Annotated in this window: 14 protein-coding genes and 1 other annotated feature; of the genes, 6 read left to right on the top strand and 8 right to left on the bottom strand. The window is 50.3% G+C overall.

The features are described 5' to 3' along the window. Positions 1 to 94 precede the first annotated feature (94 nt). Positions 95 to 364: a 30S ribosomal protein S15 gene (gene rpsO / locus AC6R0R_RS09255; protein ID WP_032551549.1), complete on the bottom strand. Its 270-nt coding sequence runs from the start codon at positions 362 to 364 to the stop codon at positions 95 to 97. A 235-nt stretch (positions 365 to 599) separates the two neighbouring features. Between rpsO and mtnN the strand changes: the two genes are divergently transcribed. From mtnN to AC6R0R_RS09235, 4 genes are all read left to right on the top strand, one after another. Continuing rightward, positions 600 to 1,295, top strand: a complete 696-nt coding sequence (gene mtnN, locus AC6R0R_RS09250) for a 5'-methylthioadenosine/S-adenosylhomocysteine nucleosidase (RefSeq protein ID WP_500626482.1) — start codon at positions 600 to 602, stop codon at positions 1,293 to 1,295. Positions 1,296 to 1,310: 15 nt separating this feature from the next. Beyond that, complete coding sequence (locus tag AC6R0R_RS09245; RefSeq protein ID WP_500626481.1) at positions 1,311 to 2,285, top strand: cobalamin biosynthesis family protein; 975 nt, start codon at positions 1,311 to 1,313, stop codon at positions 2,283 to 2,285. Next, entirely contained in the window at positions 2,285 to 3,103 is an 819-nt protein-coding gene (btuF, locus tag AC6R0R_RS09240) for a vitamin B12 ABC transporter substrate-binding protein BtuF (RefSeq protein ID WP_500626480.1), read from the top strand. Before AC6R0R_RS09245 ends, btuF begins: the two co-directional genes overlap by 1 nt. 69 nt (positions 3,104 to 3,172) lie before the next feature. Beyond that, positions 3,173 to 3,793, top strand: a complete 621-nt coding sequence (locus AC6R0R_RS09235) for a TRIC cation channel family protein (RefSeq protein WP_500626479.1) — start codon at positions 3,173 to 3,175, stop codon at positions 3,791 to 3,793. An 85-nt stretch (positions 3,794 to 3,878) separates the two neighbouring features. On the opposite strand, the gene thrC is transcribed toward AC6R0R_RS09235, so the two are convergent. From thrC to thrA, 3 genes are read right to left on the bottom strand one after another with little or no spacing between them, the layout of a single operon-like run. Continuing rightward, complete coding sequence (gene thrC, locus AC6R0R_RS09230; protein ID WP_500626478.1) at positions 3,879 to 5,162, bottom strand: threonine synthase; 1,284 nt, start codon at positions 5,160 to 5,162, stop codon at positions 3,879 to 3,881. Next, on the bottom strand, positions 5,159 to 6,115 hold the full coding sequence (gene thrB / locus AC6R0R_RS09225; RefSeq protein ID WP_500626477.1) for a homoserine kinase: 957 nt from the start codon (positions 6,113 to 6,115) through the stop codon (positions 5,159 to 5,161). Before thrB ends, thrC begins: the two co-directional genes overlap by 4 nt. Before the next feature lie 16 nt (positions 6,116 to 6,131). Beyond that, on the bottom strand, positions 6,132 to 8,591 hold the full coding sequence (gene thrA / locus AC6R0R_RS09220) for a bifunctional aspartate kinase/homoserine dehydrogenase I (RefSeq protein ID WP_487901359.1): 2,460 nt from the start codon (positions 8,589 to 8,591) through the stop codon (positions 6,132 to 6,134). A 29-nt stretch (positions 8,592 to 8,620) separates the two neighbouring features. Further along, positions 8,621 to 8,740 (bottom strand) — a sequence feature (Thr leader region). 347 nt (positions 8,741 to 9,087) lie between these two features. Here thrA and AC6R0R_RS09215 point away from each other — a divergent pair. Beyond that, on the top strand, positions 9,088 to 9,552 hold the full coding sequence (locus AC6R0R_RS09215) for a hypothetical protein (RefSeq protein ID WP_500626476.1): 465 nt from the start codon (positions 9,088 to 9,090) through the stop codon (positions 9,550 to 9,552). Here AC6R0R_RS09215 and AC6R0R_RS09210 read toward each other — a convergent pair. Next, the gene (locus AC6R0R_RS09210; protein ID WP_500626475.1) at positions 9,549 to 10,031 is read right to left on the bottom strand and encodes a putative 4-hydroxy-4-methyl-2-oxoglutarate aldolase; all 483 of its coding nucleotides are present in this window, start codon (positions 10,029 to 10,031) and stop codon (positions 9,549 to 9,551) included. The two genes, AC6R0R_RS09215 and AC6R0R_RS09210, sit on opposite strands and share 4 nt — an antisense overlap. 81 nt (positions 10,032 to 10,112) lie before the next feature. Next, positions 10,113 to 10,502, bottom strand: a complete 390-nt coding sequence (locus tag AC6R0R_RS09205; protein ID WP_500626474.1) for a DUF3293 domain-containing protein — start codon at positions 10,500 to 10,502, stop codon at positions 10,113 to 10,115. 326 nt (positions 10,503 to 10,828) lie between these two features. Between AC6R0R_RS09205 and arcA the strand changes: the two genes are divergently transcribed. Continuing rightward, positions 10,829 to 11,545 carry a two-component system response regulator ArcA gene (arcA, locus tag AC6R0R_RS09200; RefSeq protein ID WP_334554234.1) on the top strand — a complete coding sequence of 239 codons (717 nt, stop codon included), beginning with the start codon at positions 10,829 to 10,831 and terminating at the stop codon, positions 11,543 to 11,545. An 83-nt stretch (positions 11,546 to 11,628) separates the two neighbouring features. Here arcA and hldE read toward each other — a convergent pair whose 3' ends face one another. Further along, on the bottom strand, positions 11,629 to 13,059 hold the full coding sequence (gene hldE / locus AC6R0R_RS09195; protein ID WP_500626473.1) for a bifunctional D-glycero-beta-D-manno-heptose-7-phosphate kinase/D-glycero-beta-D-manno-heptose 1-phosphate adenylyltransferase HldE: 1,431 nt from the start codon (positions 13,057 to 13,059) through the stop codon (positions 11,629 to 11,631). Positions 13,060 to 13,200: 141 nt separating this feature from the next. Further along, entirely contained in the window at positions 13,201 to 16,059 is a 2,859-nt protein-coding gene (gene glnE / locus AC6R0R_RS09190; protein ID WP_500626472.1) for a bifunctional [glutamate--ammonia ligase]-adenylyl-L-tyrosine phosphorylase/[glutamate--ammonia-ligase] adenylyltransferase, read from the bottom strand. Between the last annotated feature and the right edge of the window lie 92 nt (positions 16,060 to 16,151).

The raw sequence follows: 16,151 nt of genomic DNA, 5'->3' as shown, positions 1-16,151 counted from the left end.
TAGTATAACGGCATAAATGAGGTTTGGCTAAATTTAGACAACAAAAAAGGGGCTATAAGCCCCTTTTTTACAAACTATTCTATGCAGACGCTGATTAGCGACGTAGGCCTAGACGTTTGATTAGCTCTTGGTAGCGACCTAGATCTTTACCTTTTAGGTAGTCTAGAAGCTTACGACGGCTAGAAACCATACGTAGAAGACCACGACGGCTGTGGTGATCGCCTTTGTGAGCTTTGAAGTGACCTTGTAGGTGGTTGATAGAAGCTGTAAGTAGAGCTACTTGAACTTCTGGTGAACCAGTGTCGCCTTCAGAGCGCGCGTATTCTGCAACGATTGCTGCTTTAGTTTCTGCATTCAGAGACATCATTCTCTCCTAATAAGAGTAAGTTAATATTTGTGCCAGCCAATCTCTGATTCAGCCGACACGAGGAGCGCGAATTATAGGGGATGCGACTAGGCGGTGCAATAAGTATTTTGGTTATCAAGGGTTGCACCAATGGTGGGTGCGGTAGCGCCGCGGCGACAAAGGGTGCCCTGCGGCATTTTTCTGATAAACTGTCGGGCAAACAGTATTCTAGTGAAAATGAACAGGATTCATTATGAAAATCGGTATTATCGGCGCGATGGCGCAAGAAGTTGCGATTCTAAAAGACGCGTTAGACAACGTCCAAACCACGACTAAGGCAGGCTGCACCTTTTATGCAGGTCAACTTCACGGTGTGGATGTCGTATTGCTGCAATCTGGTATCGGTAAAGTGGCCGCGGCCGTCGGCACCACCTTGTTGATCAGTGAGCATCAACCAGACGTCGTGATCAACACTGGCTCTGCGGGCGGGTTCGACTCATCGCTAAATCTTGGTGATGTCGTGATTTCGAGTGAAGTTCGCCACCATGACGCCGATGTGACCGCGTTTGGCTATGAAATGGGCCAAATGGCCGGCCAACCTGCGGCGTTCGCGGCGGATGAAAAATTGATGGCCGTCGCTGAGCAAGCACTAGCAAAAATGGACGACAAACACGCGCTACGCGGTCTGATTTGTACTGGCGATGCGTTTGTCTGCACCGCAGAGCGTCAAGCCTTTATCCGTACCCACTTCCCATCTGTCATTGCCGTAGAGATGGAGGCTTCTGCCATTGCTCAGACGTGTCATCAGTTCGCGGTGCCTTTTGTTGTCGTCCGCGCAATCTCTGATGTTGCAGACAAAGAGTCACCGATGAGCTTTGAAGAGTTTTTACCTCTGGCTGCGCAAAGCTCTTCGGAAATGGTGATCAATATGGTTCAGTTACTGAAATAAGCGCAGTGGAGCATCATGGAAGATCTGTTCACTCAATTCTACGCTGGGGGCGCACTGCTGGTGATGTGGGGCGCCCTGCTTTGCAATTGGCTGCTTCCTTTTCCCAGAGAGGCGCACCCCGCCATCCTCTGGCACAAATTTGCCGAGCAGTTAGCTGAGAAGGTCAATACCCGCGCCAGCTACTCACAAAGCCTCATCTCTGGGACGCTGGCATGGGGCTTAATGATACTGCCGACACTGGCAGTCTTAATCGCGCTCAAACCTCTGGTTTGGCAACCCGCCCTATTTGAACTCGCGTTTTTGCTGCTGGCGATTGAGTGGCGCAATACCCAACGTTTTGGCCGCCTCTTTATTGAAGCGCTCGCTCGCAATGATAAAGAGCAAGCTCGGCTGCTTATTCGCCCCTATCTCAATCGAGAAACCCGTCCGTTGTCGCTACTTGGGCTTGGGAAAGCGGGCGTAGAAACGTTGACGATGTCGTACGGACGCAATCTGATTGGCGTCTTATTTTGGTATGGCATCTCTGGTGCGACTGGCGCCTTTTTGTATCGCATGTGTGTCGAACTGGCGAGGGCATGGTCACCTTCTCGTGAATACTTTCATCCATTTGGGCTACCCGCGGTGCGCGTTGTCGCGATACTCGACTGGTTACCGCTGCGCCTTTATAGCCTCTTCATATTGCTGGGTCAGCGTAGCCGTGCGACTTATCTTTTACTAAGGGAGCAAGCGAGGCAATGGCCGCTACCCGGCCCAGCTTGGTTATTGGTGAGTGTTGGCGCGAAGTTGGAGTTATCGATGGGTGGGCCTGCAATCTACCCCACTGATGCCAAACATCAAGCGAGCAAAAAGCGTATCCGAGCGAAACTCGGCGGGCGAATCGCCCCGTCAGCCATTCATGTTGCCCAAGTCCTGACTTTACTCAACCAACGATTACTCGTCTGGTTTGTGTTACAAAGCCTGATTATGGCAATGATTTATCAAGGATTCTAATGAGATTGCGCTCCCTTTTTGCGCTGTTGGTACTGACTAGCGCCCCTTCGTGGGCGATCGAGCGCATCGTCAGCTTGTCCCCTCACACAACTGAGTTGGCGTTTAGTGCTGGGCTTGGCGATAAACTGCTCGGCGTCTCCGAGTACAGCGATTACCCTGTTCAAGCGCAGCGCATAGAGCGAGTCGCCAACTACCAAGGCTTTAAGCTCGAGAGAATCATTGCCTTGGAGCCGGATTTAATTCTCGCGTGGCCGGGCGGAAATCCCGCCAAGGAGCTCGACAAATTGGCTCAGCTTGGCTTTGATATTTATTACTCTCAAGCACACTCCATCCCGGACATCGCCGAAAACATTGAGCGCTTAGGGCAGTTTGCTGACGACCCATCGGTCGCCAAGCAGCGAGCCGAGCAGTTTAGGCAAACGCTGAATGATATGGCTCAGCGCTACGACACCTCGCAACCTGTACGCTATTTCTATCAATTGAGCGAATCACCCATCATCAGTGTCGCGCAAGGAAACTGGCCGAGCGAAGTGTTTACTTTTTGTGGCGGCGTCAATGTATTTGAAGATGCTGCCATGCCCTACCCTCAAGTGGGAATGGAGCAAGTGCTGCTCGCCAATCCTGAGGTCATGTTTACCTCCGAGCACGCCATTGCCAATGGCAGCATGTGGCAACGTTGGCAGAGCGAGTTAACTGCCGTTCAAGCCAACAACGTATGGTCACTCCACTCAGACTGGATCAATCGACCCACGATGCGCACCCTCAAGGCCATTGAGCAAGTGTGTGACTATTTTCAGCAGGCCCGAGAAAAACGCTAGCGATGGCGCGAGCCTTTCCCTTACAATTGCGCCTCCTGTTTTTGCTGCAAATGAAGAGAAACTCGTGTCATGGACACTATGCTGCTCTACTTTTTTGACTTATTCGGTACGGCTATCTTTGCTATCTCTGGCGTCCTGCTGGCAGGCCGTTTAAAAATGGATCCCTTTGGCGTAGTGGTACTGGGTAGTGTGACGGCCATTGGTGGTGGCACCATTCGAGATATGGCGCTGGGTGCCACGCCTGTGTTTTGGATCACCGATACCAATTACTTGTGGGTGATTTTGTCGACCTGCTTGCTGACGATGTTGATCGTCCGCCGCCCTAAGCGCGTGGCGTGGTGGATACTGCCGGTATGTGATGCGATTGGTCTGGCGGCGTTTGTCGGTATTGGCGTGGAAAAAGCCATGGTCTATCAAGATTCGGCTTTGGTGGCCGTCATCATGGGCGTGCTAACCGGTTGTGGCGGTGGCATCATACGCGACGTCTTAGCCCGAGAAGTCCCGATGGTATTGCGCAGTGAAGTGTACGCGACGGCCTGTATTGTCGGCGGCGCTTTTCACACAACCGCCCTCAGCATGGGTTACGACACCAACACCGCTTTCTTATCAGGCGTCTTGTCTACCTTGCTGATTCGTCTAGGGGCGATTCGCTGGCATTTGTCACTGCCCACCTTTGCGATTAACCGCTAAATCGCGTTAAACCAACATAAAAAACCCAACAAAAAGGTCACTACGATGAGTGACCTTTTTGCTTAATCTAACGCCGAGCTAGACTTTATTTTTGCACGCGGCGTAGAACCTGCTTCAGTGCGTCGAAATCGTTGCCTAAATCTTCAGACAATAGTTCCATCGCAGCATGCTTGGCGAGAGGGCCTGGCAGTTCGATGTCGGTATCCAAAATCTTATCAACCACTTCTTTGAATTTGGCAGGATGAGCGGTACAAAGGAATACCCCCGTTTCGCCCTCTTGAAGCTGCTCATCCAATACGCGGTAAGCAATCGCGCCGTGTGGCTCACATAAGTAACCCAAAGAATGCAACGCTTTGACTGACTGAGCACTTTGGTCATCAGAAACAGCGCCTTTACCTAGTGTCTCCAAGCCCCACTCTTTGACGCGGCATAGCTCTTCGATGCGCGGCCAGTTGTTTGGCTGGCTGACATCCATCGCATTGGAGGTTGTCGCGACAGTTGGCTTAGGATCCCACTGACCGGTCTCTAGATAACGTGGCACAGTATCGTTGGCGTTCGTCGCCGCAATGAAGCGTTTGATCGGCAAGCCCAACGCTTTTGCGAGTAGACCGGCGGTAAGATTACCAAAGTTACCACTTGGTACTGAGATCACTAGGTTCTCACGCTCGGCTTTACTCAACTGAGCAACCGCTTCAAAGTAGTAACAGATTTGCGCCATTAGGCGGCTGATGTTGATTGAGTTAGCAGAGTTAAGACCAATCTCTTCACGCAGCGCTGCATCATCAAAGGCTTGCTTTACTAGTGCCTGACAGGCATCAAAATCACCATCGATAGCGACAGTATGGATATTTTGACCCAAGGTACAGAACAGCTTCTCTTGCAGTGGGCTGATCTTACCTTTCGGATAAAGGATCACAACATTGATGTCTTCCATACCATAGAAGGCATGGGCTACCGCTGCGCCCGTATCACCGGATGTGGCCGTTAAAATGGTAATTTTACCGCCATCAGACACGGCTGCTAAAGATTGCGCCATAAAACGGCCGCCAAAGTCTTTGAACGCCAGCGTTGGACCGTGGAACAACTCTAGTGCGTAGACCCCATCTTTCACTTTGTTGATCGGTGCTGGGAATTGGAATGCCGCATCCACCATCGAATGCACTTGCTCTTGCGTCAGTTCATCGCCGATCAATGCCGACAAAATCTTGGTGCTACGAGAAACAAAATCCTCTGCTAAAAGCGCATCCACATCATCGAATGTTGGCAGTTCGGATGGAAAAAATAGGCCTTGATTGCGACCTAACCCTTGGCGAACGGCTTGGCCAAAGGAAACTTGTTCATCATTTTCTTTTATGTTGTAAAGCTTCATAGCTCACTTCCTGTTACTGTCGACCCTTGTTTGTTCAAACGACAAACATGGACGAATCCTTCTTCATTTTGTACGTAGTTCTGCTCGAGCCAGTGAGCAACCCGCTCGGCGACGTCTTTGTCTTTGCAAATACTAAATAGTGTGGGACCACTTCCTGAGATGCCCGTTGCTAAGGCGCCTGCCGATGCCGCGTATTTACGCGCATCCGCAAAACCAGGCAGCAGTTTCTCACGATATGGTTCTGCGATCACGTCTTTGATCATTTTCGCAGCCAACTCAGGCTGACCCGAGTGGCACGCGTGAATAAAGCCCGCCAAGTGGCGACCGTGAGCAATAATATCTTGACGGCGGTACTGAGCCGGCAAAATTGCGCGCGCTTGTGCCGTCGACACTTTAATGCCCGGGTAAGCCATCACCCAGTACCAATCATCAAAACAAGGCACTTCTTGGCTGATGATACCGAGCTCTTCTAACATCAACTGCACGCCACCTAAATAGCAGGGCGCAACGTTGTCGTAATGGATACCACCGGAAATTTGACCTTCCATTTCCCCCATCAACGCCAGTAGTTCGGTTTCATCTAAAGGCTGTCCATGAAAACGGTTAAGTGCATCCAATGCCGCGACAATAGAACAGGCGCTTGAGCCAAGCCCAGAACCAATCGGCATGTTTTTCTCTAACGTCATCTCAACCGGCAATACGGTCTGCCCTTTTTTGTCCAGCTCTCGCGAGAACACTTGCCAGCAGTGATAGACAATGTTCTCTTTCGCATCGCTCGGCAGCTTATCGACGAAACGACCGGCGGTGCGTAGGTCAAACGCGTCATTCCCAGCTTTCACCAATACACGATCACCAAGTAAGGTGCCATCCACAGGTGACACCGCGGCGCCAAGCACATCAAAACCCACACTGACATTGCCAATTGACGCTGGGGCGTATACCACTACATCCATACCACGACTCATTACACTACACCCCTAATTTCCAGCCAAGTGTACGCATCACGTCAGCAAAGACGCCCGCGGCAGTCACTTCCGTGCCCGCACCATAGCCACGTAGAACCAAAGGAATGGGCTGATAGTAACGGCTGTAAAACGCCAGCGCATTTTCACCATCTTTGATTTTGAACATTGGGTCGTTCTCATCGACCGCCGCCATGCTAACGCGGCACTCTCCATCTTTGATTTCACCAACGTAGCGCAGTACTTTACCCTCTTGGGCTGCCTGCTTTGACAGCTCTTGAAAGTAAGCGTCCGCTTGAGGAAGACGCGCCATAAACTCGTCTACCGTACCAGAATCATCAAAGCCTGGCGGCAGCGCCTGATCGACCACGACATCTTCAAGCTCAAGATTCATACCCGCTTCACGAGCCAGAATAAGCAGCTTACGTGCGACATCCATACCGGACAGGTCGTCACGTGGGTCAGGCTCGGTAAAGCCGTTCTCTTTAGCGATATTGGTCGCTTGGCTCAACGTCATGCCTTCATCCAATTTACCGAAGATGAAAGAGAGAGAACCCGACAAAATACCAGTGAAGCGCTCAAGTTCGTCACCCGCTGAAATCAGATTTTGCAGGTTTTCGATGACGGGAAGGCCGGCACCAACGGTTGTTTCGTACATTAGCTTACGACGAGAGCTACGCGCGACATCGCGTAACTGATGATAGTAGGCCATGCTCGCCGTATTGGCTTTCTTGTTCGGAGTAACGACGTGGAAACCCGCCGCCAAAAAGTCCGCGTATTGGTTAGCAATCGCTTCGCTCGAGGTACAATCAACCAAGACTGGGTTGATGATGTGATTACGTTGAACGGTCGAGATCAGGCGCGCTAAGCTGAACTCTTCGCTTGCGCCATTCATACGATCACGCCAGTGATCCAAAGGCAGTCCATCACTATCAAGTAGCAGACCTTTACTATTGGCAAGGCCACAGACACGAAGCACGATGCCTTTTTCTGCTAACTTGGCTTGTTGACGCTCGATTTGATCCACCAACTCGCCGCCCACACCGCCGACACCGACAATAAAGACATCAAGGAAGTGCTTTGAGTTAAATAGATTTTCATGACACGCTTTGATCGATTCAGAGATCTTATCTTCTGGGATCACCGCCGAGATTGCACGCTCAGAGGAACCTTGTGCAATCGCAACAATATTGACGTTCACTTCCGCAAGCGACGAGAAGAACTGAGAGGCCACACCGCGTGATGTGCGCATGCCATCGCCCACTAGGGTCACAATGGCAACGTTATCGATAAAATCTACCGGCTCGAGCAAGCCATCTTTCAGCTCCAACTCAAACGCATCAGCGAGCGCTTTTTGCGCCAGCGCTTTATCTTGCGCTTCGATACAGAAGCTGATGCTGTACTCTGACGATGACTGAGTGATCAAGACGATAGAGACGCCCGCCGATGACATCGCACCAAACACACGACTCGCCATGCCCACCATACCTTTCATACCAGGACCGGAGACGTTAACCATAGTCAAATCGTTGAGTGTCGTGATGCCTTTGATCGCCAGCTTGTCTTCGCCCGTATCTTGGCCAATCAAGGTACCTGCACCTTGAGGGTTAAAACTGTTTTTGATGAGGCAAGGGATATGGAATTGCGCAATCGGTGCAATCGTTTTGGGATGCAGTACAGACGCGCCAAAGTACGACAACTCCATCGCTTCTTGGTAACTCAGTGACTTAAGCAGACGCGCGTCATCAACTAAACGCGGATCGCAGTTGTAGACACCGTCAACATCTGTCCAAATCTCGCAGCAATCGGCACGCAAACATGCCGCTAACACTGCGGCAGAGTAGTCCGAGCCATTGCGGCCCAACGTGACCAACTCACCTTTGTCATTGCCCGCGGTAAAGCCCGGCATAATATTGACATGGCCTTGTGGAAGCGGCTTCTGACGAAAGTTCTGAGTGGAAATCTCCACATCTACCATGGCTTCAAGTGGCTCACCTTTTGCAAAAAGGTACTCAACCGGATCGATCAAGCTTGCCGCTTGACCTTTCGCTTCCAAGACTGCTTTCATCAATTGAATCGAGACGCGCTCACCTTTGCTGATGATGCGAGCATTCACGTTATCAGGACACATACCCAGTAGGTTGATGCCATGAACAAATTGACGCAGTTGAGAGAGGGAGGTTTTGACTTGATGGTTATAGGCACTGCCATCGATCGAAGGTAGCACTTGTTTGATGTCTTGGAACAGGTCGCGGAACGAATCTTCAAGCTCGGCGATTTGCAGTTCAGACTCTCCGTTTTTCAACGCTGATTCAATCACAGCCACGAGCTTGTTGGTTGTTTTACCCGGTGCGGAGAGCACCACGGCCACTTCTTCTTGTTGGGCATTATTGGCAATGATATCCGCCGCTCTTAAGAAGCGGTCGGCGTCCGCCAAAGACGAACCGCCAAACTTTAATACACGCATCCCTTCCTCCAAATGATAATAAATGGGTATAAAAAAAGGCCTGTATCTTGTTGGATACAGGCCTTTTTTTGAATTTTCTTCGCTTAGCAGCCTGCCCCAACATAAATAGTGTCGGTAATAATAATGGTTGTGGTCATTACTGAGCTGTTAAACATATTTGATTCTACTTGATGTGTTTGCTTCACATAGGTTTAACCTATTTGTGAATAGCGAGTCAACGAAAACTTGCTATTTTTTCATTTGCTGATTCTTGCACTAGGTTCACATACGCCGACCATAGCAACAAGACTCATAACAAATCATCCACAGACGCTCCGCCTAATAACCAAATGCTATATAATTTCTGCTCAATACGGTGTACTTTTGTGCTTTAATGATAGTTACCCTTCCGTTATGACTTGAAGGACAATACACCTCAAGCGTAATGTGGGCAGTGGAGAAAACAGCACGAATCAATCGAGCGACAACGAAACAACCATAAGCTAAGGAGTGGCGTATGAAAACGACAATCGGCCTCTTGCTGCTGCTTACTACTTTTTCGTCTGTTGCCGTCACCTTGCCCCCCTTGCCTGCCTCGCAACACACGTCACCGCACAAGCTCTTCATTTCGAGTGAAAATGACAGCTTAGATTTTGACTCTTGGAAAATTGATGGCGGTTACTCTTATTCTCTGTTCGACAATATCGATCTCTATGTCGGTGCGCGTCTCAATCAAAGTGACACAAACAGTGAATCAGGATTTCTTAGTGGGGTGAGTTACCAGCTTACGCCGCGTCTCTCAGTGAAAAGTACCTTGCACTCTTACAGCATAGAGAGTGTCGATGAAGGGAAACGTCAGCCAGCGCTCTCAGCCGAAGTGTCTAGCCGGATGAAGCTGACTGAAAACCTCGATATACACGCCACTCTCGATTATCAAGAGTGGCAACAAGGCGTTGAGGTCGGGTTAGGCTTTCGCTTCTAACTCCACTCTAACGCCTCAGAAGACATCAAAACGCCATTCCAATCCGCGTAGATATGGTCGCCCGGTTGAATCATCTGGTTTTGTATAGTGAGTGTTACGTTGACTTCACCCGCACCGCGCTTCTCAGTCTTGAAAGGACAGGTACCTAGCGCTTTTATGCCTAGCTCCATTTCAGCCATCGTCGCGACATCACGTACCGCACCATTAACAATGACCCCTTCCCAATTGTTTTCGATCGCCATGATCGCCAACTGATCGCCGAGTAGCGCTTTTTGACACGAGCCATGCCCATCGACCACCAGCACCTTTCCGCTGCCATCTTGACTCAGCATGTCTCGCACTTTGGAATTGTCGTGATAACAACGAATAGTGACGATCTCTCCCCAAAAAGCCAACTTACGGCCAAAGCTTTGAAGCGGTAACTCAAGCAGTGTCACTTTATCTTCGTGCTGATCACAAATATCAGGCGTAATATCCATTGTATATCCTCCATGAAACATTCAATTGTTAAAACTGATTCTCTGACGTTCGCCTCGTAACCCCAGAGGGTAAATCGACCTTTATAGGCATCGAGTGCGCCACTGCCCTAGCGATTCTTGTCGACCATCAGGCAAACAAGACACCAAGATCAACATCTCTCCTTGGACGTAGTAAATGGCATTTTGCCCAAAACGGTTGGCCAATGAAAGCGCGGTTTGCATCGGCATCGTCACCGCCAGGCTCTCTTCGCTCCATTCAAAACGGCGATCCCCTACCAAGACTTCACTCCATGCTGCGCCGCCTAGACTTGTGATCATCGCCTGCTGCCGAAGGCGATTTTGCTCTAAGGTAAGGCGTTGGCTGGCGGGGTTCCACGCCGTCACGATGGCGAACGCATCAACAGGTGGCGTACTGATAAATCGGAAAAATGGCTCGCGATAGGCTTGCCACAGCTGAGCATTGATTGTCATATCGTCAACAGTTTTACATTTACTCGAGACTATTAATATTTGTTACATTAGAACTCTTGATATAAATCAACAAAGTGATTGGAATTAACATTTCTGCATTGTTAGCATGCTGTTAACATTATAGAATCCGCTTCAACGACTAATGGGATACAGAGGACTAAGGGACCTCGCTGCAAGTCTGTTAGACACCAAGGATGGCGGGCAACTAAAGGCAGTGTAATTTTAAAGTCTTTGGTTTATTATCAACAAGACATTACCTGTATGTTATGTTTTTGCCTAGAATTTATTCTATTAGCACAGTTTTTTCACAAGTTTAGGTACCGCCAATGCAAACCCCGCACATTCTTATTGTTGAAGATGAGCAAGTAACTCGTAACACTCTAAAGAGTATTTTTGAAGCAGAGGGATACGCTGTTTTTGAGGCCAGTGACGGTGAAGAGATGCACCAGGTTCTGTCTGAGAGCCATGTAAATCTGGTGATCATGGATATTAACCTGCCTGGTAAAAACGGCCTGCTACTGGCTCGTGAGCTGCGCGAACAAGCCAATGTGGCACTGATGTTCCTAACAGGTCGTGACAATGAAGTGGATAAAATTCTAGGCCTAGAAATCGGTGCGGATGATTACATCACCAAACCATTTAACCCACGAGAATTGACCATTCGCGCGCGCAACCTGCTTAATCGTTCGATGAACGCCAGTGCCGTGCAAGAAGAAAAACGTAGCGTTGAGAAGTACCAGTTCAATGGTTGGGTACTGGACATCAACAGCCGCTCACTGGTGAGCCCAAGTGGCGATGGCTACAAGCTACCTCGTTCAGAATTCCGTGCCCTACTGCACTTCTGTGAGAACCCAGGTAAGATCCAAACTCGCGCTGATCTTCTGAAGAAAATGACCGGCCGTGAGCTTAAGCCTCATGACCGTACTGTTGATGTTACGATTCGTCGTATTCGTAAGCACTTTGAATCGGTATCAGGCACGCCTGAAATCATCGCGACTATTCACGGTGAAGGTTACCGTTTCTGCGGTGATTTAGAAGAGTAATCGACATCTCGCAGTCAACATAAAAATGGAGCCTAAGGGCTCCATTTTTGTTGGGTATTTTTGGTATGTGCTGCTCGGTTGGATCAGCCTTTTCCACCACGGATGGCTTGAATGATTTCTGTGGTCGAGCAACCGTCTTCAAAATTGAGCACTTTGACTTCACCGCCGTTAGCAATCACCTCAGCTCCACCAGCAATCTCTTCAGGCTTGTAATCACCGCCTTTGACAAGCAGATCCGGCAATACCGTGGCAATCAAGCGTTGTGGGGTATCTTCACTGAACGGCACTACCCAGTCGACGGCACCGAGCCCTGCCAGCACGGCCATGCGGCGATCGGTTGGGTTGACAGGTCGACCTGGGCCTTTAAGGCGTTTTACCGACTCATCAGTATTGACAGCGACGATCAAACGATCGCCGAGCTCCGCCGCATGATTGAGGTAAGAGACATGGCCGGCGTGCAAGATATCGAAACAGCCATTGGTCATGACCACTTTCTCGCCTTTCTGCTGCGCCTGCTTAACGGCAGTAATTAACGCTTTCTCGCTGATCACTCCGTAATCGGTATCTTGGCTGCCATGTACAGCTTCGGCAAGCTCGATGGTTGATACCGTAGAAGTACCCAGCTTACCCACCACAACGCCAGCGGCGGCATTGGCCAACGCACACGCTTCATCCAACGCTTTCCCTGAGGCAACCGAGGCAGCCAACACGGAAATCACCGTATCGCCAGCACCCGTCACATCAAACACTTCTTTCGCTTGAGTAGGAAGATGGAATGGCGCTTGCCCGCGACGTAGCAAGGTCATACCGTGCTCACTACGCGTCACCAAGAGTGCGTCCAAGTCAAACTGTTCGATAAGGGCTAAGCCCTTTTCCACCAAGTCGTCATCGGACTTCACTTTGCCTACCACATGCTCAAACTCTGCCATATTAGGTGTCAACAAAGTTGCGCCGCGGTAGCGTTCAAAATCTGCCCCTTTCGGGTCGATAAAGACAGGCACGTTCGCCGCTCGCGCTTTTTGAATGTACTGCTGGACGTGCTCGAGCGCGCCTTTGGCGTAATCCGATAACACCACCGCTTTGACGTTGGGCAGTGCATTCTCCATACGAGCAAGCACTAATGACGGGTCAACACCTTCAAACTTGTCTTCAAAGTCGAGACGAATCAGTTGTTGCCCTCGGCTCATCACGCGCAGTTTTGTGATGGTTGGATACTCGGCCAAACCAACAAAATCGCAGGTCACGTTCAGCGCCGTCAGCGTATCACTCAACACCTGAGCTGGCTCATCAATACCCGTTAGACCGACGATGTGCGCATGTCCGCCGAGTGACGCAATGTTCATAGCGACGTTGGCGGCCCCACCTGGACGCTCTTCGTTATTTTCTACTTTAACCACAGGCACCGGTGCTTCTGGTGAAATACGGCCAGTCGGTCCGTACCAGTAGCGATCCAGCATCACATCACCAATGATTAAGACACCAGAATCCTTGTAGTTCGGCAGGATAGGTTTCATCAACGATCTCCAAAATTAAATTCTCGCGAGAGTTTAGCACAGCGTCATACCACCCTAAACCCTTGCCTTAATGCCAAATTGTCGGAATTGGGCGATTTTTCTGCCAGCCACCGCGTATCGGCTTTGTCACTTTAGTAAACCTTAAAAGGCCGACTCCAACGTTAACCACTGCGCCCATAGTCTCTGCACCAGCGCACGCTCGTCGGTAAATTTATCTTGCGTGACATCGGCGTCAAGGTTGAGCAGATTGCGGTGATGAATTTGGTTGCGCATGGTGGTGTAGGCGTGAGTCAGCGCCTGCGCCGCCGATTCCTCAAGCACACCTTGCGCCATCATGGATTCGAAAATACGGACGTTATCACTCCAACGCGTGAGTTTTGGCTTCTCATGGCTATAGCGAAGTACTAAATATTGCGCCAAAAACTCCACATCAGTGATGCCGCCTGGGTCTTGTTTGAGCATAAAGCGACCAGGCTTTTTCCCACCCAGATGAGCGCGCATTTTTTCTCGCATTTCGGCGACGTTTTTACGCAAACTGGCTTCATCGCGCGGCGTCGCCAACACCTCATGGCGCGTTTTAGCAAATGCAGCTTGTAGCGGCTCATCACCGTAAATCATGCGGGCGCGCACTAGAGCTTGATGCTCCCATGTCCACGCCTCTTGATGCTGATATTCATCAAAGGCGTCGGCAGGGCTAACCAGTAAACCAGAGATGCCGGATGGCCTTAAGCGGGTATCCACTTCATACAAAATCCCCGAGGCTGTGCGGGTTGAGAAAATATGGATGATGCGCTGAGCAAGGCGCAGATAAAACTGTCGCCCATCAATCTCTTTTGCGCCATCAGTGTAGACGTTCACTGGGCAGTCGTGCATGAACACGATATCCAGATCCGAGTTGTAGCCCAACTCCCAGCCTCCCACTTTGCCATAGCCGACGACCGCAAAGCCTTTTCCCTCTCTCTCTTTGAGGTGCGTCGGCTCGCCGTACTTCTCTGCCATTTGTAGCCAAGCTTGATGGACGACCGACTCAACAATGGCTTCGGCTAAATAGGTTAAGTGGTCACTCACTTTCATGACAGGTAAGACACCGGCGATATCGGCGGCGGCAATACGCAAGATGCAAATCTGTTTAAATTGACGCAGTGCCTCCATCTGCTGCTCCATATCATCCTCTGGGATACGGGCAAGAAAGTCTCGCAATTCGGTGCGGTAACTATCAAGCGGGACAGGGTTATACAACTGCTGAGGGTCAATCAGTTCGTCAAGCAAGATCGGATAGCGACCCAACTGCTCCGAGATCATGGAACTGGCGGTACACAAACGCACCAGTTGCGTCAAGGCTGCAGGATGTTCATCCAGCAGCTCAAGATAAGTGGTACGTGTGACAATTTTGTGCAATAGATGCAGCACTCTCGGTAAACCGAACTCTGCATCCTGATGTGAATAGATCGCAGCAAAGATCTTGGGCATCAAACGGTTGAGTACCTCACGCCCACGTGGGCCCAAGGTTTTTTTCGCCAAATCATGCTTAAATTGAATGATGGTCATCGCCATCGCACTGGCTTCTTCTCGCCCGATGTCATGAGATAAAATATGCTCCATCACATCCGGTTTTTCTGCCATATCCCACAGCTCATGAAAATGCTTGGCGACATCGCTCTGCTCATGCTCTTCTTCATCGTCACCAATTAATGCCTGAAACACATGGTGAACCCGCTGCATGTGCGCTTCTACCTCGCGCGTTAGTGCAGGCCAGTCAGCAAAGCCCATCGCCGTTGCTAACTGACACTGCTCAAGGTCAGACTCTGGCAAGGTTTGCGTCTGTTTGTCGGCCATCGCTTGGAGCAGGTTCTCCAAACGACGCAGAAAATGATACGCCTGAGTGAGATGGGTCACTTCATCCCTTGAGAGCAACGCCAGTGCTTCAATCCCCTCTAAGGTGACTAACAATCCACGCTGCCTTAAGCTCGGCTCTCGGCCCCCACGGATCAACTGGAACACTTGGGCGATAAATTCGATTTCGCGGATACCACCAGCCCCTAGCTTGATATTGTTACTCAGCCCACGGCGGCGTACTTCACTGCTGATCATGGATTTCATTCGGCGCAGCGATTGAATGGCACTAAAATCGATGTAACGACGGAAAACAAAGGGTCGCAACATCTCTCTCAGCGCTTGATATTCGGGATACATCTCTCGCCCCATCACTCGCGCTTTGATCATCGCGTAGCGCTCCCAATCACGCCCCTGCTCTTGGTAGTAATCTTCCAGCGCGGCAAAACTCATCACCAAAGGGCCACTCTCGCCAAAAGGGCGCAAGCGCATGTCGACGCGGTAACAAAAACCGTCAAAGGTGTGTTGATCGAGCGCTTTGATAATGCGCTGGCCCAAGCGGGTAAAAAACTGAGCGTTAGCAATCGAACGACGGGCACCTTGGGTTTCCCCGTTTTCTGGATAGGTAAAAATCAGATCGATATCGGATGAAAAGTTGAGCTCACCACCGCCAAGCTTACCCATACCAATGATCAACATCGGCTGTGGCTTCCCCGCCTCATCACAAGGTGTACCCCACAATTCGCAACAGGCTTTATATTGCCATTGATAGGTTTCAACAATCATCGCCTCAGCCAGCTCCGAAAGATGATTCAGGCTCTCTTCCAATGTCCAACTCTGACAAAAGTCTCGCCAAGCGATGTAGGTCATTTCACGACGACGAAACTGTCTTAAGACTCGCTGTCCTTGCATCTCATCGGAACAGGTTTCCAGTTGCGCGCAAAGATCTGCGCGATAGTGCTGCTTGCGATCTTGCTCAGTAAGCATCTCTGGCAGCTGACGCAGCAGTGACTCATCTTTGGTCAGATTGTCTGCGACGAACTGACTTAACCCTAGGACGTACTTGAGCGACTCGAGCAACGCGGCTGGCCATTGCGCCAATGCCTCACTGGGCAGCGCCGCGAACGCTTTATCACTAAGAGGAGACAACGAGGAAGGCAAATGCATGAGGAGTCCTTACAATCGAATGCATAAAAAACCGAAGACGTTAGTTATACCAGACTTGCGTCAATAAAAAACGCCCATGCGTAGGCGATGGG

Source organism: Vibrio sp. R12-SW3-ISO1, from assembly GCF_059834005.1.
Note: the sequence above shows the minus strand (reverse complement) of the source record. Positions and strands in the feature narration are given on the sequence as shown.